The 23,969-nt window shown below is 41.9% G+C and carries 20 protein-coding genes and 1 pseudogene; 14 read left to right on the top strand and 7 right to left on the bottom strand.

Annotated elements, in window-relative coordinates:
• Nucleotides 1-74: 74 nt before the first annotated feature.
• Nucleotides 75-1,292: an aminotransferase class V-fold PLP-dependent enzyme gene (locus NW213_RS08125; RefSeq protein ID WP_258322435.1), complete on the top strand. Its 1,218-nt coding sequence runs from the start codon at nucleotides 75-77 to the stop codon at nucleotides 1,290-1,292.
• Between the two features lie 84 nt (nucleotides 1,293-1,376).
• Here the strand turns inward: NW213_RS08125 and NW213_RS08120 are convergent, their stop codons facing one another.
• Complete coding sequence (locus NW213_RS08120) at nucleotides 1,377-1,874, bottom strand: NUDIX domain-containing protein (protein ID WP_258322434.1); 498 nt, start codon at nucleotides 1,872-1,874, stop codon at nucleotides 1,377-1,379.
• Between the two features lie 44 nt (nucleotides 1,875-1,918).
• Nucleotides 1,919-3,136, bottom strand: coding sequence for an S-adenosylmethionine:tRNA ribosyltransferase-isomerase (locus NW213_RS08115; RefSeq protein WP_258322433.1), 1,218 nt, complete (start codon nucleotides 3,134-3,136; stop codon nucleotides 1,919-1,921).
• Nucleotides 3,137-3,233: 97 nt separating this feature from the next.
• On the opposite strand from NW213_RS08115, the gene NW213_RS08110 reads away from it, so the two are divergent.
• From NW213_RS08110 to NW213_RS08100, 3 genes are read left to right on the top strand one after another with little or no spacing between them, the layout of a single operon-like run.
• On the top strand, nucleotides 3,234-4,295 hold the full coding sequence (locus NW213_RS08110) for a DUF2027 domain-containing protein (protein ID WP_154045117.1): 1,062 nt from the start codon (nucleotides 3,234-3,236) through the stop codon (nucleotides 4,293-4,295).
• Nucleotides 4,296-4,347: 52 nt separating this feature from the next.
• Nucleotides 4,348-4,758 (top strand): PaaI family thioesterase, encoded by a 411-nt coding sequence (locus tag NW213_RS08105; protein WP_258322432.1) that lies wholly within the window; start codon nucleotides 4,348-4,350, stop codon nucleotides 4,756-4,758.
• Complete coding sequence (locus NW213_RS08100; RefSeq protein ID WP_258322431.1) at nucleotides 4,758-6,113, top strand: MATE family efflux transporter; 1,356 nt, start codon at nucleotides 4,758-4,760, stop codon at nucleotides 6,111-6,113. The genes NW213_RS08105 and NW213_RS08100 overlap by 1 nt, the downstream gene beginning before the upstream one ends.
• 77 nt (nucleotides 6,114-6,190) lie before the next feature.
• On the opposite strand, the gene NW213_RS08095 is transcribed toward NW213_RS08100, so the two are convergent.
• The gene (locus NW213_RS08095) at nucleotides 6,191-7,186 is read right to left on the bottom strand and encodes a DUF4435 domain-containing protein (protein WP_258322430.1); all 996 of its coding nucleotides are present in this window, start codon (nucleotides 7,184-7,186) and stop codon (nucleotides 6,191-6,193) included.
• A 13-nt stretch (nucleotides 7,187-7,199) separates the two neighbouring features.
• On the bottom strand, nucleotides 7,200-8,024 hold the full coding sequence (locus NW213_RS08090) for an ATP-binding protein (RefSeq protein WP_258322429.1): 825 nt from the start codon (nucleotides 8,022-8,024) through the stop codon (nucleotides 7,200-7,202).
• 128 nt (nucleotides 8,025-8,152) lie between these two features.
• Between NW213_RS08090 and NW213_RS08085 the strand changes: the two genes are divergently transcribed.
• From NW213_RS08085 to NW213_RS08075, 3 genes are all read left to right on the top strand, one after another.
• Entirely contained in the window at nucleotides 8,153-9,073 is a 921-nt protein-coding gene (locus NW213_RS08085; RefSeq protein ID WP_235340797.1) for a DMT family transporter, read from the top strand.
• 13 nt (nucleotides 9,074-9,086) lie between these two features.
• Complete coding sequence (locus NW213_RS08080; protein ID WP_258322428.1) at nucleotides 9,087-10,973, top strand: AAA domain-containing protein; 1,887 nt, start codon at nucleotides 9,087-9,089, stop codon at nucleotides 10,971-10,973.
• Nucleotides 10,974-11,114: 141 nt separating this feature from the next.
• Nucleotides 11,115-12,713 (top strand): aspartate:alanine exchanger family transporter, encoded by a 1,599-nt coding sequence (locus NW213_RS08075; RefSeq protein ID WP_154044150.1) that lies wholly within the window; start codon nucleotides 11,115-11,117, stop codon nucleotides 12,711-12,713.
• A 66-nt stretch (nucleotides 12,714-12,779) separates the two neighbouring features.
• Here NW213_RS08075 and NW213_RS08070 read toward each other — a convergent pair whose 3' ends face one another.
• Nucleotides 12,780-13,964, bottom strand: coding sequence for a mechanosensitive ion channel family protein (locus NW213_RS08070; protein ID WP_258322427.1), 1,185 nt, complete (start codon nucleotides 13,962-13,964; stop codon nucleotides 12,780-12,782).
• 357 nt (nucleotides 13,965-14,321) lie between these two features.
• On the opposite strand from NW213_RS08070, the gene NW213_RS08065 reads away from it, so the two are divergent.
• The 7 genes and pseudogenes from NW213_RS08065 (at nucleotide 14,322) to fucP (ending at nucleotide 22,202) form a co-directional block, all read left to right on the top strand.
• Nucleotides 14,322-15,308: a GntR family transcriptional regulator gene (locus tag NW213_RS08065; protein WP_258322451.1), complete on the top strand. Its 987-nt coding sequence runs from the start codon at nucleotides 14,322-14,324 to the stop codon at nucleotides 15,306-15,308.
• A 129-nt stretch (nucleotides 15,309-15,437) separates the two neighbouring features.
• Complete coding sequence (gene fucI, locus NW213_RS08060) at nucleotides 15,438-17,210, top strand: L-fucose isomerase (RefSeq protein WP_204393208.1); 1,773 nt, start codon at nucleotides 15,438-15,440, stop codon at nucleotides 17,208-17,210.
• Between the two features lie 107 nt (nucleotides 17,211-17,317).
• Nucleotides 17,318-18,472 (top strand): annotated as a pseudogene (gene fucO, locus NW213_RS08055) (lactaldehyde reductase).
• Nucleotides 18,469-19,107 carry a class II aldolase/adducin family protein gene (locus NW213_RS08050; RefSeq protein WP_258322426.1) on the top strand — a complete coding sequence of 213 codons (639 nt, stop codon included), beginning with the start codon at nucleotides 18,469-18,471 and terminating at the stop codon, nucleotides 19,105-19,107. Before fucO ends, NW213_RS08050 begins: the two are co-directional and overlap by 4 nt.
• Nucleotides 19,104-20,453 carry a rhamnulokinase family protein gene (locus tag NW213_RS08045; protein WP_258322425.1) on the top strand — a complete coding sequence of 450 codons (1,350 nt, stop codon included), beginning with the start codon at nucleotides 19,104-19,106 and terminating at the stop codon, nucleotides 20,451-20,453. The genes NW213_RS08050 and NW213_RS08045 overlap by 4 nt, the downstream gene beginning before the upstream one ends.
• A 12-nt stretch (nucleotides 20,454-20,465) precedes the next feature.
• Nucleotides 20,466-20,852, top strand: a complete 387-nt coding sequence (locus NW213_RS08040) for an L-rhamnose mutarotase (protein ID WP_375338127.1) — start codon at nucleotides 20,466-20,468, stop codon at nucleotides 20,850-20,852.
• A 51-nt stretch (nucleotides 20,853-20,903) separates the two neighbouring features.
• On the top strand, nucleotides 20,904-22,202 hold the full coding sequence (gene fucP, locus NW213_RS08035) for an L-fucose:H+ symporter permease (RefSeq protein ID WP_258322424.1): 1,299 nt from the start codon (nucleotides 20,904-20,906) through the stop codon (nucleotides 22,200-22,202).
• A gap of 67 nt (nucleotides 22,203-22,269) precedes the next feature.
• Here the strand turns inward: fucP and NW213_RS08030 are convergent, their stop codons facing one another.
• Together NW213_RS08030 and NW213_RS08025 are read right to left on the bottom strand one after the other, a co-directional pair.
• Nucleotides 22,270-23,040, bottom strand: coding sequence for an ABC transporter ATP-binding protein (locus NW213_RS08030; protein ID WP_258322423.1), 771 nt, complete (start codon nucleotides 23,038-23,040; stop codon nucleotides 22,270-22,272).
• Entirely contained in the window at nucleotides 23,037-23,780 is a 744-nt protein-coding gene (locus NW213_RS08025) for an ABC transporter permease (RefSeq protein WP_154044160.1), read from the bottom strand. Before NW213_RS08025 ends, NW213_RS08030 begins: the two co-directional genes overlap by 4 nt.
• Nucleotides 23,781-23,969 lie beyond the last annotated feature (189 nt).

Here is a 23,969-nt window from a genome sequence, read left to right as displayed (position 1 = left end):
GATGATTTCATCCTTTTGTTGTCAGTTGGCTCCTAATTATTAATTTTTCATTGTTAATTCTTAATTAGCAAAAAATGTACGATATTCAGAAAATAAGAGAAGACTTCCCGATACTGTTAAGAACAGTATATGGCAAGCCGTTGATATACTTGGACAATGGTGCTACCACACAGAAACCAAAGTGTGTGGTAGATGCAATTGTCGATGAGTATTATTCTGTAAATGCCAATGTACACCGCGGTGTTCATTTCCTTTCACAGCAGGCAACAAATTTACATGAGGCATCGCGCGAAACTGTGCGTAAATTTATAAATGCGCGCAGCACGTCGGAGATAATCTTTACTCGCGGAACAACCGAGAGTATAAATCTCGTAGCTTCATCTTTCACTGATGCCTTCATGAAAGAAGGAGATGAAGTGATAGTTTCGGTGATGGAGCATCACAGCAACATTGTTTCATGGCAGATTCAGGCACTCCGTAAGGGGATTGTTCTGAAAGTTATTCCTATGAACGACCGTGGCGAATTGCTGATTGATGAGTACGAAAAACTGTTTACTCCACGTACAAAGCTTGTTTCCGTGGCTCATGTATCAAATGTTCTCGGAACAATAAATCCGGTGAAGCAGATTGCAGCAATAGCTCATGCCCACAATGTTCCGCTGCTGATAGACGGAGCACAGGGTATTCCGCATATGAAGGTGGATGTACAGGATATTGATGCCGATTTCTATGTGTTCAGTGCACATAAGATTTATGGTCCTACCGGTATTGGAGTACTTTATGGCAAGGAAGATCTTCTTGATAAGATGCCTCCTTATCAGGGTGGCGGAGAGATGATAAAGAATGTAAGTTTCGAAGGAACAACATTCAACGAACTGCCTTTCAAGTTCGAAGCCGGAACGCCAGATTATGTAGGTTCTACTGCAATGGCAAAAGCATTGGATTATGTCTCTGCCATAGGAATTGATAATATTGCAGCTCATGAACATGAACTTACTGTGTATGCCATGCAGCGTATGAAAGAAATCCCTGGTATGCGTATCTTTGGTGAGGCGGAACATAAGGGAGGAGTTATTTCATTCCTTGTTGGAGATATCCATCATTTCGATATGGGAACATTGCTCGACCGTCTCGGAATAGCAGTCCGCACCGGACATCATTGTGCCGAACCTCTTATGCGTCGTTTGGGAATAGAGGGAACAGTGCGAGCTTCATTCGGATTATACAACACTAAAGAAGAAGTCGATGCTCTTGTTGCCGGAATAGAAAGGGTAAGCAAGATGTTTGGATAAATGTATTAGTCATAATATGTCAAATGGCGTTTAAACAGCTTTTAAATACTGTTTAAACGCCATTTAAATTATATGGATATTGGATTAAAATCCAAGTCTCTTGAATTCACTTTCGAAATTAGGAGTGAAAACCTCTTTTCCCATGTTTGCCTTAATTTCCTCAATACTCCAGAAACGGCCTCCGTCCAGTTCTTCGGATGGATGTATTTCTCCGTCATATACAGTCTTGTGTGCAAAAACAAGCTCTTTCTCACGTGATGATTCAAATACGTAATGTGTTATGAGTTCAGAAGTGAAATCTTCAATACCGAGTTCTTCCTTTACTTCACGTTTTAGGGCCATTTCCACACTTTCTCCCAAATCAATATGTCCTCCCACTGCTGTATCCCATTTCCCCGGCTGTATGTCCTTCCATTCCGGACGTTTCTGGAGATACAGTTCTCCACGGCTGTTGAAAACATGCAGATGTACCACCGGGTGCAGCAGTTTACTACCGCTATGACACTCACCCCTTGTAGCTGCAGACAGGATGTTCCCGTCTTCATCTACTACAGGGAACATTTCTTCGCTATTATCTTTCATATATCTAATATCTAAAAACTAACAACTAAGAATTAACAACACTATCACGGAATCAGTAGCGACGAATCGCCGTAACTCAGGAACCGGAAGTCGTGCGACAACGCATAGTCGTAAATCTTTCTCCAGTCGCCTTTCACAAATGCCGAAACTAAAAGCAACAGAGTGCTTTGCGGCTGATGGAAGTTAGTTACCATACGTTTCACTATCTTATATTCATACCCGGGAGCTATGATGATCTGAGTACTTGTATGTAGCGCATCTATGTGGTTTCTGTCCATATAGTCAAGAATATTCTGTAGAGCCTGTATTGGAGTGAGATTAGTCTCATTCTCATATGGCATCCATTGTTTAACGTGCAGTTCCTCTTGCGATGCTTCAGGTTTTGACTCTAAGATTACTCCTATATAATACAGACTTTCTATTGTTCTTACTGATGTAGTTCCTACAGCTGTGGTTTCACCGCCATGTCTCAGAAGTTTCTCAATAGTCTGTCTGTTTACAGAGATATATTCCGTGTGCATATCGTGTCCTGCTATTTCCTCACTTTTTACCGGTCGGAAAGTACCGGCTCCCACGTGCAGAGTAACTTCTTCCAAATCAACACCCTTGTTCCTTAGTGTGTCGAGCACTCTCTCTGTGAAATGCAGTCCGGCTGTAGGTGCTGCGACAGAACCTTTTATCTTTGAATACACAGTCTGGTAAGTTTCCTTGTCGCTTTCCTGTGTCTCGCGGTTCAGGTATGGAGGGATAGGAAGTTCTCCGAACACTTCAAGGATATCAGCAAAAGTCACTTCGCTGTTATCCCAACTGAAGTCTATCCAGTGGCTTGTTCCGTGACATTCACCGCGAGTGGCAGTCAGTGTCAGAGGTTTGCCCTTCACTGTCATTTCTCTGTGCAGCGGACCTTCTTTCCACTTCTTCAGATTACCCACCATGCAGAGCCATGCCGAGTGTTCTGTTTGCTGGAAGTTCAGCACGTAATCGTTTGGCTTTATTGGTTCAAGACAGAATATTTCTATCAGTGCGCCTGTCTCTTTTCTGAAGTGCAGTCTTGCCTGAATAACCTTTGTATTGTTGAAAATCATCAGTGAGCCCGGTTCGATATATTCCGGCAGTGAAGTGAAGACTCTTTCCTCAATTTCGCCGTGATTGTAAACCAGTAGTTTGGAACTGTCGCGTTCTTTCAGCGGGAATTTTGCTATTCTTTCGTCCGGAAGTGGATAGTTGTAATCGCTTATCTTTATGTGTTTTGTTTCTTCCATCTGTGTAGTTTGTTCAATATTTTCTGCAAAAGTATAAAAAACTTTCGTATCTGCTTAAAAGTAACTACTTTTGCTTGAACTATAATACTGAAAGAATATGAAAATAGGAGATAAAGTGCGTTTCCTCAGCGAAGTGGGAGGCGGCATCGTAAGAGGTTTTCAAGGCAAGGATATAGCCTTGGTAGAAGGAGAAGACGGTTTCGAAATTCCTATGTTGATTAAGGAATGTGTTGTTATTCAAACCGATGATTATAATATTCCAATGAAGTCAGTTTCAAAACCTCAGCAGGCGCCTGTAGAGGATGAAGAAGAGGAAGAAGATGACAGACCGATCACGTATCGTGCGCCTGAAATTAGAGGAAACGATGTGCTTAATGTATATCTGGCTTTTGTTCCGCATGATATAAAGGCTATTACAACTACAGGTTTCGATGCATACCTTGTGAACGACAGTAACTATTTCATCGATTATATTTATCTTTCTGCCGAAGGAAAGAGCTGGACATTGAGAAGTCGCGGTACTGTCAAGCCTAATATGAAACAGGCGCTTGAGGAATTCGACAAGAAAGATCTTAACGAGATGGAGCACGTCGCTGTACAGATTATTGCATATAAAGACGACCGTACTTTCCTGCTCAAAAATGCGGTTTCTACAGAAATAAGAATTGATACTGTGAAGTTCTATAAGCTGCATACATTCCAGGAAAACGAGTTCTTCAACGAACCGGCATTGATTTATGATGTAGTTAAAGATGACGAAGAAGCAAAACAGGTATATGTTAATGCTGATGATATAAAGAATGCCATCCTGTCAAAAGGAGAAGAAAACAACGTCCCAAAGAAAGTATTGCGCAAGGAAGAGAAGAAAATCAAAAATGGAATTATTGAAATAGATCTTCATATAGATGCACTTCTAGATGATACAACAGGTATGGGCAATGCGGAAATGCTGAATTACCAGCTTGATGTATTCCGCAAGACGATGGAGGAATACAAGAGAAATACCGGACAGAAGATAGTGTTCATCCACGGAAAGGGCGACGGCGTTCTGCGCAAGGCGTTGCTTGAAGAGCTTAAACGTAAGTACAGAACATGTCTTAGTCAGGATGCTTCGTTCCGCGAATATGGTTATGGCGCTACGATGGTGATAATTAAATAATAGTTGTTAGTTCTTAGTTGTTAGTATTTTAAGAGCTTGTAAACTCAAACTTATGAAAACTCTAAAAGATATGCTTTCGCACGACCGCTTCGCTGCTGAGACGGGAGTGGAACTGCTTGAAGTGCGCGAAGGTTATGCCAAGGCACGCATGCTAGTGACGGATAAACATCTTAATGGCGGAGGAGTGTGTCAGGGAGGAGCCTTGTTCACACTTGCCGACTTGGCTTTTGCGGCAGTGGCAAACAGTCGCAATCTGCTTACTCTTTCGCTTAATGCCAACATTACTTTCCTGCGTGCAGTAAGCAGCGGATATGTATATGCCGAGGCTGTGGAGACATTCAATCATGCAAAGGTACCTTTCATCGAAGTGCGTATCACCGATGAGGAAGGTTGTCCGGTCGCTGTATTCACAAGCTCCGGCTACAGGAAAAAGACTGAACTAAATCTGGAAAGTTTGATGTAATGAACAATCGTTATGAAGAAAGACTGGGCACGGACAAAATGCTGCCTTTGGTGTTCCGTATGGCACTGCCTGCCGTAGCTGCCCAGTTTGTCAATCTGCTTTATAATATAGTTGACAGAATTTATATAGGACACATCCCCGGTATAGGAACAGAGGCTCTTGCCGGGGTAGGCGTCACTACCTCTATAGTAATACTCATATCATCGTTTTCGTCGATAGTGGGAGCCGGTGGAGCTCCGCTTGCAGCCATGGCTTTAGGTCAGGGCGACCGCGAGAGAGCCGGACGCATATTGGGAAACGGTTTTGTGATGCTTATTCTTTTCACTATCATCACCTCGCTGATAGCATACATCTTTATGGAGCCTATTCTTCTGCTCACCGGAGCATCTGAAAGGACACTGCCGTTTGCCGAAGATTATCTTTCTGTATATCTGCTTGGTACGCTATTCGTAGAGATATCCACAGGGCTTAACACATTCATAAACTCACAGGGAAGGCCTGCCATAGCCATGTGGTCGGTGGTGATAGGTGCATTGCTGAATATCATTCTAGACCCTATATTCATTTTCACTTTTGATATGGGGGTAAAGGGAGCCGCAATAGCGACAGTCCTTTCGCAAGCCGTGAGTGCCATCTGTGTATTGCGTTTCCTTACTTCCCGTTCGGCATCCCTTCCGCTTGAACGAAGGTACATGAGACTTCAGAAGAATATAGTTCTTTCTGTTGTAGCTCTTGGTGTATCACCGTTTATTATGGCTAGTACTGAAAGCCTTGTAGGTTTTGTACTTAATGGAAGTCTGAAACATTTTGGCGACATATATGTCAGTGCCCTTGCTATAATGCAGAGTGCCATGCAGTTTGCCAGTGTGCCGCTCGTCGGTTTTGCCCAGGGATTTATCCCGGTGGTGAGCTATAACTACGGTCATGCCAACAAGGACCGTGTGAAGCAATGTTTCAGGATAGTTGTAACATTCATGTTCGGTTTCAACTTTCTGCTGATACTCTTTATGATACTATGTCCTCACCTGGTGGCATCGGTATTTACAGAAGATGAGGTTCTGATAGAAACAGTGTCGCATGTCATGCCTCTGTTCCTTGCCGGAATGTCTATTTTCGGTCTGCAGCGTGCATGTCAGAACATGTTCGTAGCTTTGGGGCAGGCTAAGATTTCCATTTTCATAGCCTTGTTGAGAAAGGTTATCCTTCTCGTTCCTTTAGCCTTGATATTGCCTCATTTCTGGGGAGTGGAAGGAATATTCGCTGCCGAAGCGATTTCGGATGCGACGGCTGCTGTGTGCTGTACTGCCTTGTTTGCATGGCAGTTCCCAAAGATATTATCTCGTATAAAAGGATAATTGTAGAAGTTCTTAAAGATAATTGGCGTAACACGTATGTGTTATACCAATTGAAACGATTTTTTTATAAAGTCTTTTCAAATCCTTTTCAAAAGCTTTTCAACATCGGCACGAATTTTGGCATATAGCGGTGAATTCTTGTAGTTGACATTTTTGTGTATCACCACTTCCACACCAATTTGTGAACGTTGATAGTTCGTCAGTTCGTTATGAAGCTGTAGGCTATGTAGGGCAAGGTCATGGATTTGTTGTTCACGCTCTCTCCTTAGTACTGTACATACAGGAATAAGAAGGCGGAGGACAACGTTGTCCATTATATGATGTCCCTGTATAAACATATATGTGCTGTCGGAAGTTACTCCAAGTGTGGGTAACTCTCTTTTTAAATCTTCTATTTCCTGTCTGGCTTCAGGATGCCTGCGCTCAAGATCATGAAGCTTTTTCTCTACTTTTTTTGCCATATGTTCAAGGCTGCGTTCAGGATAGCGTGTACTTACCTGATCCAGTTTTACGTACGAACAGAAATCAAGTAGTGAGAATTCGGCAAGAATATGTCTTCTGTAAAACCATACCGACCATATAAAAAGAGGCCATGCTATCTCAGAGTATGCCTTCATGAATGCAGGAAAATCTATCAGCTTATGGTCGTTCAGTGTAGCTGTAACGCATACATCATGCAGACCTTCGGCATAGCAGTGGAAATTCTCTATGGCATAGGCATATGTCTGCAGTATATACGGACATTCTATCATGTAGCGCGATGTGTTGGTACGTCCTTGCAGAAGGTAGTCGTAGTCACTATCTACGCACGCTATCATGTTTTCACCAAGTTGTTTTCCCAACTGGTTCATGAGTACGGTCTTTTTCCCCTTGGCAAGCGAGCTTTGTGATGGAAGCATGACTTCGAAATAAACCTTGTCGTTTTCATACTCAGAGAGTAGGGCACGCCAGAACGATATGTCGTCATAGCTCTCCACATACGCCACAATCTTCCTTTTTGCATGTTTCGGCTTCAGATTGTTGGCCGCACCTATATATAATGATGAAAGGTTTTCCGTAAGTCGTTTTCCCATAGTCCCTGTTTTTTTAATTAGTAGTAATGTCGCTCACTTCGGTCACTGCATCTACCCATCCGTTCATGATGAGTGCCGGAGAATGTGTTGTCAGGATAATCTGTACGTTAGGATTAAGACTTCTGATGAGTGTTATGAGCCTTTGTTGCCATTCTATGTGGAGTGAAATCTCAGGCTCGTCCATAAACAGCGCACAGTGGGCATTGTCCTGTACAAGTACTGTCAGCAGAATGACCAGCATCTGTTTTTCTCCCGACGAAAGTTTGTAAGGAGTGAGAATGTCTCCATCCTGTTCGATGAGAATTTCATTGCTTTTGCGGTTTATCTTCTTTCCTGTTTCGGCAAACAGTTCGTCTATCAGATCCTGGAATTTTGTTTTGGGCTTAGATATTTCGGCTGCCATCATCTGTTTCTCGGGATCTCCGCTTGTCAGCAGTTCAATTATCCTGTTGCCTATATTTACCTGATAGTCCAGATAGCGTCGCTGCAGTTGGTAAAGTTGCCAGTCCAGTTCCGTACGTACATCCTGATCACCGATCTTTTTCAGCAGTCCGAAGTCTATAAGCGGACGGTCGAAACTGCGGATAACGTCGAAAGGTATAAAATCTGCATCCTCCGGACTGAATGTGAATGTCACTATATCCTTTATCCCGTTTGTGAGCTGTACTTCATTGTTCTCGTTCAGTCTTCTCACGGAACTGTTTAGTATGGAACTTTTTCCAATACCGTTCACTCCACTAAGGATATTGACATCTTTTCTCAAATCCCATGCAATGTCTTTTCTGCCCCAGAGGCCTTTTATGACAATACGCTTTATGAACTCGGCTTGTTTCTTCATTTCTTTGTCTTTTATCGTTCTTATCCAACAAATTTAATCAATCTCTTTGAATTAATCAACCGTCATCTGCCAATTTTTCAAATATCTTGTAACTTTGCACAACAAAATAATTTTAAGGTATAAAAGATATGAAGAGTTCTAATCTTAAAGCCCATCTGGCCCTTTTGTTCGCTGCCAGTATGTGGGGACTTATGGCACCTATAGGTAAGGCTGCTATGGAGGCCGGTATTTCCGGACTGGCACTTGCCAATATGCGTATGATAGGTGGTGCGGTATGTTTCTGGATAACATCATTGTTTGTCAGGAAAGAAGAAGTTCCGCCCCGCGATCTTATGTTATTGTTTTTTGCGTCAATGCTTGGTATCGTATGCAATCAGGGATGTTACACTTTCGGTTTGTCGCTAACCTCTCCGGTGGATGCTTCCATCATGACTACCACCATGCCTATCGTGACAATGATACTGGCTGCCATCTTCCTTAAAGAGCCTGTAACTCCGCTTAAAGTCGGTGGCATTCTTTTAGGATCTGTCGGTGCTTTGGCTCTTATCCTCAGTAATGCCGGTGGCAGCGAGACGGAGGGAAGTGTGTTGGGCGATGTATTGTGTGTAACTGCACAGATAAGCTTTGCTTGCTATCTTACAATATTCAAGAAACTTATATCCAAATACAGTGTGTTTACTCTGATGAAATGGATGTTCAGCTATGCAGCAATATGTTTTATTCCTTTTTCGTACAGGGATTTCTCGGAGATGCAGTTTGCCGAGATACCAATGGAGGTATGGATGCAGGTAGGATATGTGATACTTTTCGGAACATATTTTGCATATATTCTTATGCTTGTAGGCCAGAAGACACTTCGTCCTACTGTGGTCAGCATGTATAACTATATGCAGCCGGTAGTAGGCTCTAGCGTGGCAATACTGATGGGTATGTCATCGTTCGGATGGGTAAAGGCAATTGCTGCAATATCAATTTTTGCAGGTGTATATCTTGTCACTCAGAGTAAGTCGCGCGCTGAAATGCTAAAGGAAGAATCTTCATCTAAATAATAAGAATCGGTTAATGAAGGAAAAGTCGAATATAGTGTCTCCGGTGCTTTATCTTCAGCATCATTATGAATTGCTTAAGGCGGAATATGAGTATGAAAAAGAACAGTTCCGTCAGCAGACGGAAGTGATGGGTATAGGGCGTAAGGTGAAGCGTGGTATGTGCTGGTATCCTATATCTGTGGGAAGAAGTTACTATAATGCTCTCAATCAGTTTGTGGTGGAGATATTCCGTACTGAGGACAAGGAGATAGAGCACCTTTTTGAGTATGGCCGTCCTGTATGTTTCTTTACTCAGGATGCCAGCGGGCGACTGACATATATGAATTTCGTTGCAACGGTGAATTATGTGGACGAAGACCGTATGGTAGTGATACTTCCCGGACCGGATGCCATGATCGCCTTGCAGAGATATGACGTGCTTGGAGTGCAGCTGTATTTTGACGAAACTTCCTATCGGCTGATGTTTGAAGCATTGAACCGCGTGATAGGTGCAAAGAACAACCGTCTTGCCGAGTTGCGTGATATCTTCCACGGACAGCAGCCTGTATCGGAGTTCTCTTTCAGTCCTATTAGATTTCCATGGCTTAACCGCACTCAGGAAGAGGCAGTCAACAAGGTACTTCATGCCAAGGATGTGGCTATTGTACACGGGCCTCCGGGAACAGGAAAAACTACTACTCTTGTAGAAGCTATATACGAAACGCTTCACCGTGAAAACCAGGTGATGGTATGTGCGCAGAGTAATATGGCTGTCGATTGGATAAGCGAAAAGCTTGTCGATAGGGGTGTAAGTGTATTGAGAATAGGAAATCCTTCGCGTGTGAATGATAAGATGCTTTCGTTTACATACGAAAGGAAATTTGAGTCGCATCCGGATTATTCACAGCTGTGGAGCATAAGAAAGGCTATCCGCGAATTGTATTCAGCAAACCGTAAAGGTGCCGACAGGGAGAGCATCAGACTGAAGATTAATTCTCTGAAAGACCGTGCCACTGAGTTGGAGATAAGGATAAACGAATCTTTGTTTGCCGAGGCGAGAGTCATATCCTGTACATTGGTGAGCAGTGCGAACCGTGTACTAATAGGTCATAAGTTCGGTACATTGTTTATTGATGAGGCTGCCCAGGCATTGGAGGCAGCATGCTGGATTCCTATTGCCAAGGCTGACCGTGTGATATTGGCTGGCGATCATTGCCAGCTTCCTCCTACAGTGAAAAGCCCTGTGGCATTACGTGGAGGATTGGGACATACACTGATGCAAAGCATAGTGGCAAATAAGCCGCAGGCTGTCTCTCTTCTGAAGGTGCAGTACAGAATGAACAATGAGATAATGCGTTTCTCTTCCGACTGGTTCTATGGCGGAATGTTGCAGTCGGCTCCCGAAGTGAAATATCGCAGTATCCTTGATTTCGATACCCCGATAGAATGGGTAAATACAGAGGGAATGGACTGCAACGAAGAGTTTATAGGCGAGAATTATGGCCGTATAAACAAGCAGGAAGCTGAACTCTCCGTGGGAAAACTGAAGGAATATATAGAGAAGATAGGGCGCGAACGTTTCCTTGACGAGCGTATAGATGTGGGAGTGATTTCTCCATACAAGGCACAGGTGCAGTATCTCCGTCAGCTGATACGCAAGGATGCATGGTTCAAGCCGTATCGTCAGTTTATTACTGTCAATACCGTAGATGGTTTTCAGGGACAGGAGCGTGATGTAATACTCATAAGTCTTGTAAGAGCCAATGAGGAAGGACAGATTGGCTTCCTCAATGACTTGCGACGAATGAATGTGGCGATAACACGTGCAAGGATGAAACTAATCATTTTGGGAGATGTTGCAACACTGACGAAACATCCTTTCTATAAGAAACTTAACGAGTATATAGAGAGTTTAGTTTGACATATAGTATAAGTCGTTAATTATTAACTTGATATAATATTTGCAGAACCTAATGGTTATAAGTCGAAAACGGTGTTTTCACTTTGTAAGTCATTAGGTTTTGTTTATATTTGCGTACTTATTAATCACAATTTAATTTTTATGTTTAACGACTTATTACAATCGTCTTATTTCTCTGTATTCCTGATTGTTGCCCTAGGCTTTATGCTTGGACGCATCAAGATAAAGGGATTATCTCTGGATGTATCAGCCGTGATCTTTATTGCCCTGGCTTTCGGCCATTGGGGAGTTTCAATTCCAAAGGAACTTGGAAACTTCGGGTTAGTGTTGTTTATCTTTACAATCGGTATTCAGGCCGGTCCAGGATTCTTTGATTCTTTCCGTACCAAGGGCAAGACTCTAATTCTTATTACAGTGCTTATCATTGCGTCGGCATGTCTCACGGCCATAGGGCTGAAATATGCTTTCGGAATAGATACGCCAAGCGTTGTTGGACTTGTGGCAGGAGCTCTTACCAGTACACCAGGTCTAGCAGTTGCTATTGACAGCACTCAGTCACCATTGGCCTCAATTGCATACGGTATAGCATATCCGTTTGGAGTTATTGGTGTGATTCTTTTTGTGAAACTTTTACCAAAGCTTCTTCGTGTGGATTTGGATGAGGAAGCAAAGCGTCTTGAGAAGGAGCGTCGCGGACAGTTCCCTGAACTTAAAACATGTATATTCCATGTGACAAACGAAGCTATATGCGGGCATACTCTGGCACAACTTAATATCCGTGCCATTACAGGTGCCGTAGTTTCGCGTCTGAAAATTGGTGATGAGATAGTGATTCCTACTGCTTCTGTTGTTGTAAACAAAGGTGACATAGTCCAGGCTGTAGGTAGCGAGGAATCTTTGAGTAATCTTGGGATAATGCTTGGCGAACGTGAGGAAGGTGAGTTGCCATTGATAAATACTCAGGTGATAGAATCTTTGTTGCTGACAAAGAAGGATATGATAAACAAGCAGCTGGGCGACCTCAATCTTCAGAAAAACTTCGGATGTACTGTTACACGTATCCGCCGAAGCGGTATCGACCTTTCACCTTCGCCTGAACTGGCATTGAAGTTTGGTGACAAACTGATGGTGGTAGGCGAGCAGGATGGTGTCCAGGCTGTAGGTCGTCTGTTGGGTAATGATGAGAAACGTTTGTCGGACACAGATTTCTTCCCTATAGCTATGGGTATTGTTCTTGGTGTATTGTTCGGTAAACTCAATATCTCGTTCGGAAGCGGAATGTCGTTCTCTCCGGGACTTACAGGAGGGGTATTGATGATGGCTCTTTTCCTTAGTGCAATAGGAAAGACTGGGCCTATTCTTTGGTCTATGTCCGGTCCGGCAAACCAGCTTTTACGCCAGTTGGGATTGTTGTTGTTCCTTGCTGAGGTTGGTACATCGGCAGGAAAGAATCTTGTCTCTACATTCCAGGAAAGCGGATTCCTGCTTTTCGGTGTAGGTGCTTTGATTACTATTGTTCCTATGCTGGTAGCGGCGATAGTAGGCCGTCTGGTCTTCAAGATTAGTATGCTTGATCTGCTTGGAACCATCACCGGTGGTATGACCAGTACGCCTGGTCTTGCTGCAGCCGATTCTATGACGGATAGTAATATTCCTGGAGTAGCATATGCAACGGTTTACCCTATAGCGATGGTGTTCCTGATATTATTCATACAGTTTATTGCACTTGTAGTGGTATAATAAAAACATTAATCCCCGGCAGTCTGTTTTCGTCAAACTGTCGGGGATTAATGTTTCTGTACCTTATTATGACTTGAAGTCTGTACCGGCCGGGCGCTGGAATATACGCAGGTTGAATTCCTGAACCATAGCCATTACATGTTCGAAAATTTCCGATTGCAGAGCTTCGTAAGGAATCCAGTCAGGTGTATCTGAGAAGCAGTATATCTCCAGAGGCATACCTTCGGATGTCGGTTGCATCTGGCGTACCATTATCATCAGGTCTTTGTTCACTTTAGGATGATTGTTCAGATAGTTCAGAATATAATTTCTGAAGATTGCAAGATTTACGGTTTTCTCATTTATGTCAGTCTTCTTGTCCACCAATCCTTTATCTATGAAACTTTGAATCTCGTCAGGCGTACAGAAATGTACGGTGTTCATATCTATGTTAACGGAACGTTTTATTCTTCTTCCTCCTGTTTCGCGCATTCCCCTCCAGTTCTGGAATGAATCGCTCACCAGTGCGTATGGTGGAATGGTGGTTATTGTCTTGTCGAAGTTTTGCACCTTGACAGTAGTAAGCGAAACTTCTATCACGTATCCGTCGGCTCCATATTTGGTCATAGTAATCCAGTCACCCGGACGCAGCATGTCGTTTGCCGAGAGTTGCACGCCAGCCACAAGCCCCAGGATACTGTCTTTGAATATCAACATAAGTACAGCGGCCGATGCACCAAGTCCGGCAAGTATGCTCGTAGGGTCCTGATCCATGAGGATACTTATCAGTATTATTATACCAATGGTGATGGTGATTAGTTTTATCATCTGGTATATACCCTTCAGAGGACGGTTTCTCAGTTTTTCGTGCTCGCTGGATATATTGTAAAGAGAGTTCAGGAATGTTCCAATAAGAAGGATACTTACTATATCCAGGTATATAAGGCATACCTTAAGCGAGAAATTGAGTAATTGAGGCGATTTGCCGAAAGCAAATGGAAGAAGCACATAAAGAATTATAGGCGGGATCATTCGGCTGAATGCCTTCATCATTTCGGTGTTGAACAGATAGTCGTCCCATTTAGCTTTTGTGCGTGCTGTAATTTTTTGTATCAATGGTATTATAATATGTCTGAACAGTTTTGTGCAGGCATAAGTTATAATGATTATTGCGGCAAATATTGTTAGCTGTGTCCCCCAATTAATGTCATTTTTTTCTACCCCGATGTTTTGAAGCAGCAATGCAATTTCTTTGTTTATATCGTTATTCATTTTGTCTGATATTAAAAAACTAATGCAATATAAATGATTTTTTCCGAGTTGTGCAAATTTGACTTTTCATTAAATATGTGTTGTCTGTTCAATGTTGAAAATTTCATTACATATTTATGAATTTTGGAAGTAAATATCTGTTAAAAAAACGTGCGCACATTTAAGGGAAAATGTGCGCACGCTTAGATTCGAATGGACGCACGCTTTAAGTGGAACGTGCGCACGCTTGAAAAATAAGCTTTTTGTTTGGTGAAAAATGTATTATGGTGTTTTTAAACATATAGTATTCTTTTGGTTGTGAAGAATAAAATTCATTTCTTTGCGTCAGAACAGTTCAGCACAGTTAATGCTTTGCATATGAAAGATAAAGTAAGTTTCGGACAACAGTCCACAAAGGTTAAGCAACTGTCTGATATCATAGAACAGGATATCATGATGGGGAAATACAAGACAGACACCAGTCTGCCTTCCATAAATTATCTTAGCAAGGCTTACAATGTGTCGCGCGATACTGTTTTTAAGGCGTTTTCTGATTTACGTGAGAGGAAACTTATCGATTCTACTCCCGGTAAGGGATATTATGTGACCAATCGCCAGGAGAAAATATTTCTTCTTCTTGATGAGTATTCACCTTTTAAAAATACGCTGTATAATAGTTTCGTAAGAAAACTTTCTACGTCATATAAGGTAGATTTGTGGTTTCATCAATATAATGAACACATATTCAATACTATATTGCATGAAGCTATAGGTCGTTACAATTATTATGTGGTGATGAATTTTGACAATGAGAAATTCTCACCTTTGTTCAATAAGATAAACCCTTCACGTCTGTTGCTTCTTGACTTCGGAAAATTCGAGAAGGAGAATTATTCCTATATATGCCAGAATTTTGATGATGAGTTCTATAATGCTCTTACCAAACTTACTGACAGGCTGAAGAAATACCGTAAGATAGTATTCCAGTTTCCGGCTGATTCAAAACATCCTAGAGTCTCGGCTGACAGCTTCAGGCAGTACTGTCATGATAATGACATGGTTTCTGAAATATCCGAACAGGAGGACATCACATATGTGGAGAATGGCGTGGCTTATATAGTTATTCGTCAGACAGATGTTGTGAATATAATAAAGAGAAGTAGGGAAAAAGGGATGAAGTGCGGACGCGACTTTGGTATTATTGCATATAATGATACGCCCGCATACGAAGTTATAGATGACGGAATCACTGCTTTGAGTGTAAACTGGGATGAGATGGGAAAGCAGGCTGCAAAATTTATACTTACGGGTGAGGCAGTCAGGACTTATCTCCATACTGAGGTGCATTTACGTAATTCGGTATGATTTCAGTTTTATTCATTTACAGTAGTTCCTTTATTAATACAGATAAATCAGCATAGTTCAGCATAGTTGTGACATGCCGGAATATGTAAGTAAAAATATTAAATACAAACTTTATAAACTATCGAAACAATGAAAAATTATCCGAAAATCGGGATTCGTCCCACAATCGATGGACGTCAGGGTGGTGTCCGCGAAAGCCTTGAAGAAAAGACTATGAATCTTGCCAAAGCAGTGGCAGAACTTATTTCTTCTAATCTGAAAAATGGAGACGGAAGTCCTGTTGAATGTGTAATTGCTGATTCTACTATAGGACGTGTGGCTGAAAGTGCAGCTTGCGCAGAAAAATTCGAACGTGAAGGTGTAGGTGCCACTATCACCGTGACTTCTTGCTGGTGTTATGGAGCTGAAACAATGGATATGAATCCTTATTATCCAAAGGCTGTTTGGGGATTTAACGGAACTGAAAGACCGGGAGCCGTTTATCTGGCTGCTGTACTTGCTGGTCATGCACAGAAAGGTTTGCCTGCATTCGGTATCTATGGTCACGATGTACAGGATATTGAAGATAATACAATCCCTGCTGATGTAGCGGAAAAGATACTTCGTTTTGCTCGTGCGGCACAGGCTGTGGCTACAATGCGCGGCAAGTCATATCTTTCTATGGGTAGTGTGTCAATGGGTATTGCAGGTTCTATCGTAAATCCGGATTTCTTCCAGGAATACCTTGGAATGCGTAATGAGTCTGTTGACTTGACTGAAATTATCCGTCGTATGACTGAAGGCATATATGATAAGGAAGAATTTGCCAAGGCTATGGCATGGACAGAAAAATATTGCAAGAAGAACGAAGGCAATGATTTCAATGTAGATGCAAAGAAAAAGACTCGTGAAGAAAAGGATGCTGATTGGGAATTTATCGTCAAGATGACTATCATCATGCGCGATCTTATGACAGGTAATCCTAAACTGAAGGAAATGGGATTCAAGGAAGAAGCCCTAGGACATAATGCAATAGCTGCAGGTTTCCAGGGACAGCGTCAGTGGACTGACTTCTATCCAAACGGTGACTATTCAGAAGCATTGCTTAATACATCATTCGACTGGAACGGTATTCGTGAGGCATTTGTTGTGGCAACAGAAAACGATGCATGCAACGGTGTAGCTATGCTATTCGGTCACTTGTTGACAAACCGTGCACAGATCTTCTCTGATGTTCGTACATACTGGAGTCCTGAAGCAGTTAAGCGTGTGACAGGAAAAGAACTTACAGGTTTGGCAAAGAACGGTATCATACACCTTATCAATTCAGGTGCAACTACTCTTGACGGAACTGGCCAGCAGACAGATGCTGAAGGAAATCCTACAATGAAACCGGCTTGGGAAATTACAGATGCTGAAGTTGAAAAATGTCTTGAAGCTACTACATGGTATCCTGCTAACAGAGATTATTTCCGTGGCGGCGGTTTCTCTTCAAACTTCCTTTCAAAAGGCGGTATGCCTGTCACTATGAGCCGTCTTAACTTGGTGAAAGGTCTTGGCCCTGTGCTTCAGATTGCCGAAGGTTGGACTGTGGAAATTGATCCTGAAATACATAAACTTCTTGACGAACGTACTGACCGCACATGGCCTACTACATGGTTCGTGCCACGCTTGTGCGACAAACCTGCTTTCAAGGATGTATATTCTGTAATGAATAACTGGGGAGCAAACCATGGAGCCATCAGTTATGGTCATATCGGTCAGGATCTGATTACTTTGGCTTCAATTCTCCGTATCCCTGTATGTATGCATAATGTCGATGATGATAAGATTTTCCGTCCTGCTGCATGGAATGCATTCGGAATGGATAAGGAAGGTGCAGACTATAGAGCTTGCCAGAATTATGGTCCTATTTACAAGTAATTGATGATTTGTTGTTGGTGATTATAAGATTATAGTTAATTTTGAGGATTATAAACAGGCAGTGAAAATAACACTGTCTGTTTGTAACTTCATAAAATCAGATTATTATGATAAACCGATTTGTATTGAACGAAGTATCTTACTTCGGACCCGGAGCCAGAGAAGTGCTTCCAAAAGAAATATCACGTCTTGGCTTGAAAAAGGCTTTTGTAGCTACAGACAAGGATTTGATAAAGTTCGGTGTTGCCGATAAAGTATTGTCAGTTTTGCGTAATGCCAATATACCATACGAAGTATTCAGCGAAATCAAGCCTAACCCGACAGTCTCTAATGTTAAAGCTGGTCTTGCAGCATATGCAGCTTCAGGAGCTGATTTCATTATTGCCATAGGTGGCGGTTCATCAATGGACACAGCCAAGGCTATTGGTATCATAACAAATAATCCTGAATTCTCTGATGTAGTATCTCTTGAAGGAGTTGCCGATACAAAGAAGAAGTCAGTGCCTATCATAGCCCTTCCAACTACAGCCGGAACAGCTGCAGAGGTTACTATCAATTATGTTATCACCGATGAGGAAAACCACAAGAAGATGGTTTGTGTCGATCCTAATGATATCCCTGCCATTGCCATAGTCGATGCCGAACTTATGTACACTCTTCCGAAGAGTCTGACAGCTGCAACAGGTTTGGACGCATTGACTCATGCCATCGAAGGTCTTATCACCAAAGGTGCCTGGGAGATGAGTGACATGTTCGAAATCAAGGCAATCGAGATGATAGCACGCTATCTTGAAACAGCAGTGAACGAACCAAACAATGCCGAAGCCCGTAACGGAATGGCAGTAGCATAGTACATAGCCGGTATGGCATTCTCTAACGTAGGTTTGGGAGTAGTGCATGGTATGGCTCATCCATTGGGAGCAATCTTCGATATTCCTCACGGTGTGGCAAATGCTCTTCTATTGCCTACAATTATGGAATTCAATGCTCCAGCAGCGCTTGACAAGTATGTTGACATAGCTAAGGCAATGAATGTCTATTCAGCAGGAATGACAAAAGAGGAGGCTGCGGACGCTGCTGTTAAGGCTGTTAAGGAACTGTCTGTACGTGTAGGAATACCTCAGCATCTTTCAGAGTTGGGAATCAAGGCGGAAGACCTTCCTCGTCTTGCCAAGGCTGCTTATGCAGATGTATGTACACCTGGAAATCCTCGTGAAGTGACAGAAGAAATTATTTTGGATTTATATAAGAAAGTATTATGATAACTAACGAACAGATAGAAAAATTTATTTCGGAAGCTCACCGTGTAGGTGATGCAGGTTTGACAATATGCAGCAGCGGTAACATCTCTTGGAGAATAGGTGATGAAGTTCTCCTTTCAGGTACAGGTTCATGGGTACCGTCATTGCCGAAAGAAAAGGTCGCAATATGTAAACTTGAAACAGGTGAAGTTCTTAACGGTGTAAAACCATCAATGGAACACGGCTTTCACCTTGGAGTATTGAGAGAAAGACCTGATGTAAATGTTGTTCTTCATTTCCAGTCACCTTACGCAACAGCTGTTGCATGTATGAAGGAATTGCCTAAGGACTATAATGTTACAGCGGAAGTTCCATGTCATGTAGGTTCAGAAATTCCGGTAGTTCCATATTACAGACCGGGGTCAAAAGAGTTGGCAGAAGGAGTGATAGCAGCATTGAAAGACCATAACTCTGTTCTTCTGAAAAAACACGGTCAAGTGGTTTGTGGAAAAGATTTTGACGAGGCTTTTGAAAGAGCGATGTTCTTCGAAATGGCTTGCCGAATCATAATCCTTACAGGTGGAAAGTATGAGACACTGACAAATGCCGAGATAGACGACTTGGAAACATACGTTTTAGGTAAGAAGACAAAATGAGAGAAGTAAGACTAGCAATAGACTTCGGAGGAGGTAGCGGGCGAGTGATTGCCGGCTACGTCTCCGATGGTAAAACTTGTCTGGATACGATATATCGTTTTCAGAACAGGCAGGTAAGGATGGGCGGCCATATATATTGGGATTTCCTTTCTCTTTTTGAAGATATGAAGAGAGGAATACGTATGGCTGTTGAAAAAGGATATAGAATAAAAAGTATCGGCATAGATACATGGGGTGTTGATTTCGGACTTATTGATAAGAATGGAAATCTCATAGGTAATCCGGTCTGTTACCGTGACAGTCGTACGGACGGTATGCCTGAAAAGGTTTTTAAGATTATTGATCCAAGCGAACACTACTCTGTCAGTGGCACACAGGTGATGGCAATAAACACGCTGTTTCAGCTTTATGCGATGAAAGAAGAAAACAGTCCGTTGCTTTCTGTGGCAGACAAGTTGTTGTTCATGCCTGATTTGTTCAGTTATTTCCTTACCGGTGTTGCAAATAATGAATATAGCATAGCATCTACTTCGGAGCTAATGGATATCAAGGCGCGTAAGTGGAATTATGAACTTATACGCCAATTGGGATTGCCTGAACATATCTTCTGCGAAATCGTAATGCCTGGGCAGGAAAGAGGAGTGCTGAAACCTGAGATAAAGGAAGAACTTGGGCTGGATTATGATGTTAAGGTTATAGCAGTGGCATCGCATGACACGGCGAGTGCGGTATATGCTGTTCCTGCTGATGAAAACGAAAAAGTGACAGCATTTTTAAGTTCGGGAACATGGTCTTTGCTTGGAGTAGTGACAGACGAGCCGATTCTTTCTGAAGAAGCCAGAGTTAACGGATTTACAAACGAAGGTGGTGTGGATGGTAAAATATGTTTCCTCCAGAATATCACCGGACTGTGGATTCTTCAGAAACTTATGTCCGAATGGGCTGAAGAAGGTAAATGTACTGAATACGATATTCTGATTCCTGAAGCAGAGAAAGCGGATATATCATCAATGGTAGATGTTGACAATAATGTCTTTACCAGTCCGCTGAATATGGCAGAAACAATAATCTCTTACTGTAAGGAAAGCGGACAGCAGGTTCCGCAGACACAGGGAGAATTTGTGAAATGCGTATTGTTGTCATTGGCAGACAGATACAGAAAAGGAATAGAGGGATTGAACAAATTATTGCCACGTTCTGTTGAAAAATTACATATAATTGGTGGAGGTTCGCAAAACAAATATCTGAACCGACTGACGGCTTTGGCTACAGGACTTGATGTAGATGCCGGTCCGGTTGAGGCTACTGCCATAGGAAATATTTTAGTACAGAATTTAGATAAATAATATATTAAGGTAATACATATGGAAAATACTGGATATGCGGCAAAGAATCATGGCTGTAATGTGAAGAGATACTGTAGAACAATGGATTTGAGAAATAATCCGGAGTTGATAGCCGAATACAAATTGCGTCACAGCAAAGAAAAAATATGGCCTGAGATACTTGAAGGCATACGCAGCGTTGGCATATTGGAAATGGAGATTTATATTCTGGGGACAAGGCTTTTTATGATTGTGGAAACTCCATTGGATTTTGATTGGGATTCGGCAATGGAAAAACTGGCAGTATTGCCAAGACAGCAGGAGTGGGAAGATTATATGTCTATATTCCAGTGCTCTGAACCGGGAAGTACATCATCCGAGAAGTGGCAGCCTATGGAAAGGATGTTTTACCTGTATTGATTTTTTTTATACCTTTCTATTAATTCATTAACCTAAACTTTAAAATTATTCATGAAACAATCTATTATTAGCAAAGACGGCGTAAGCTATTTGTTCCCTTTTGTATTGATTACGTTGTGCTTTGCATTGTGGGGATTTGCAAACGACATTACCAATCCGATGGTAAAGGCTTTTTCAAAAATATTCAGAATGAGTGTTACCGACGGAGCTTTGGTTCAAGTGGCTTTTTATGGCGGATATTTTGCTATGGCTTTTCCGGCAGCCATGTTTATAAGGAAATATACATATAAAGCCGGAGTATTGTTAGGATTGGGATTGTATGCTCTCGGTGCATTGGCTTTTTTCCCGGCAAAACTTACAGGTGACTATCATCCGTTTCTGTTGGCATATTTTGTTATGACATGCGGACTGTCTTTCCTGGAGACAAGTTGTAATCCATATATACTTTCAATGGGAACGGAAGAAACAGCTACGCGTCGTCTTAATCTGGCTCAGGCATTCAATCCGATAGGTTCTCTGATGGGAATGTATGTTGCCATGAACTTTATCCAGAATAAATTGAATCCAATGGATACTGCAGAAAGAGCGCAGTTGAGTCAGGCTGAATTTGAAGCAGTCAGAGACTCGGATTTGTCTGTTCTCATTGCTCCTTATCTGGTGATTGGTCTGGTCATAATAGCTATGCTTATAGTTATCAGGATGTCGAAGATGCCGAGAAATGCAGATCAGTCACATTCTATCGATTTTATTCCTACATTGAAGCGTATTTTCTCAAGACGAAGATATAAGTATGGTGTAATAGCACAGTTCTTTTATGTAGGTGCTCAGATAATGTGCTGGACATTCATTATCCAGTACGGTACACGTCTGTTTATGGCACAGGGAATGGAAGAACAAGCGGCTGAGGTACTTTCTCAGAAATATAATATAGTGGCAATGATTATATTTTGTGTAAGTCGTTTCGTCTGTACATTTATGCTCCGTTTTGTCAAACCAGGAATGTTACTTATGGTTTTGTCCGTAGCGGCAATGGTACTTACAGCAGGAGTTATCTGCCTGGAGAATATTTGGGGAATGTATTGTCTTGTCGGAGTTTCAGCTTGTATGTCTCTGATGTTCCCTACTATATATGGTATAGCATTGAAGGGTATGGGCGATGACGCCAAATTCGGTGCTGCCGGGCTGATTATGGCTATTCTTGGAGGCTCTGTATTGCCACCGCTTCAGGCATCCATTATAGACTGCAAGAATTTGTTTGGAATGCCAGCCGTGAATATTTCGTTTATACTTCCGTTGATTTGTTTTGTTGTAATAGTGGCTTACGGATATAAAATGAGAAAAGAAGCATAAATCTTTTATAAAAAATAAAATTTCCCTGTCAATATTTTCATGAGATATCGGCAGGGAAATTTTGTTTTTATAGGTTCTTGTTTTTATTTTCTTCCGTCTTTACTTTCCTTAAAAGGTCGGATGCAAAAATGAAATTGTTCAGCCTTTCATTAGTTGCCGTAAACACTTCGTCTTTTGTACCTGACCATTCTTTGTGTCCCTGATATATGTACAGGATGCTGTCACCTATACCCATCACTGAGTTCATGTCGTGAGTGTTGATTATGGTTGTCATGTTGAATTCTGTGGTGATGTCGTGTATAAGTTCGTCAATCACCAAAGAAGTCTTAGGGTCAAGTCCTGAGTTTGGCTCGTCACAAAACAGATATTGCGGGTTCAATGCTATTGCTCTGGCTATTGCTACTCGTTTTTGCATACCTCCACTTATCTCGCCTGGATATTTATTCTGTGCATCCAGAAGGTTTACCCTATCCAGACAAAATTGTGCGCGTTTTACCCGGTCGCGATATGTGTCGTTCGAAAACATATCAAGAGGGAACATAACATTCTCAAGTACGGACAGTGAATCGAATAATGCTGCGCTTTGGAATATCATGCCCATTTCCTTACGTAGAGTTTTCTTTTCGACCTTTCCCATACCGAGGAGATTTCTGTTGTCATAAAGCACTTCACCTTTTTCTGGTGTCAGAAGTCCCACAATACATTTCATTAGAACGGTTTTACCGGAACCGCTCTGACCTATGATGAGGTTGGTCTTTCCGTTTTCGAAAGTGAAATTGATGTCATCAAGGACTCTTCTTCCTTCGAATGACTTACATATAGATTTTAACTGTATCATCCCATTAATAGTTGTGTAAGAATTAAATCTGAGAATAGAATGAGTACGCTGCTTGAAACAACGGCGTTTGTACTTGCCTTACCTACGGAAATGGAACCGCCGTCAACTGTGTATCCGAAATATGCCGAAACGCTGGCTATAATGAATGCAAAGAACAGTGACTTGATAAAGCTGCACCAGATATACCACTCTATGAAGCAGTATTGAAGACCGTATTCAAGGTCGGTGGCGTTCATTATACCCGCAAACCATGCTGTACAGAATGCTCCTATAATTCCTGCGAATATACTGAATATGACAAGAAACGGAATCATGGTCATAAGTCCCAGAATCTTAGGTAGGATAAGGTATGATGCCGAGTTTATACCCATAATCTCAAGTGCGTCTATTTGTTGGGTGACACGCATTGTGCCTAATTCGGATGCAATGTTGGAGCCTACCTTACCTGCCAAGATAAGACACATTATGGCTGAAGAAAATTCAAGCAACAGGATTTCTCGGGTGGTATATCCTACTACAAATCGTGGCATCCACGGACTTTCTATGTTCAGCTTTATCTGGATACATATAACCGCTCCGATGAAGAATGAAATCAGGAGTACTATACCGATGGAGTTGATTCCAAGTTGGTACAATTCGTTTACATATTGTTTGAAATACATTCTTACTCTTTCAGGGCGTGAAAAAACTCTGCCCATGAGAATAACGTATTTGCCTAGAATACTGATTGGTTTTATCATGATGTCAAAAAATAATTTGTTGCAAAAGTACTGTTTTTTAGCTATTAAATAATAAAAGATAGGATGATTTTAATGTAAATGACCATATAACCCAAGAATTTTACTACTTTTGTGCCCAAAATAAGCTATATGGAAGAATTGAAAGATAAAGAATACGAAGGTAAGTCCGTTAATGCCGGTTCGCAGGCG

Origin of the sequence: Bacteroides sp. ET336 (assembly GCF_024733815.1) — a bacterium.
GTDB classification, from domain to species: Bacteria; Bacteroidota; Bacteroidia; order Bacteroidales; family Bacteroidaceae; genus Phocaeicola; species Phocaeicola cellulolyticus.
Note: the sequence above shows the minus strand (reverse complement) of the source record. Positions and strands in the feature narration are given on the sequence as shown.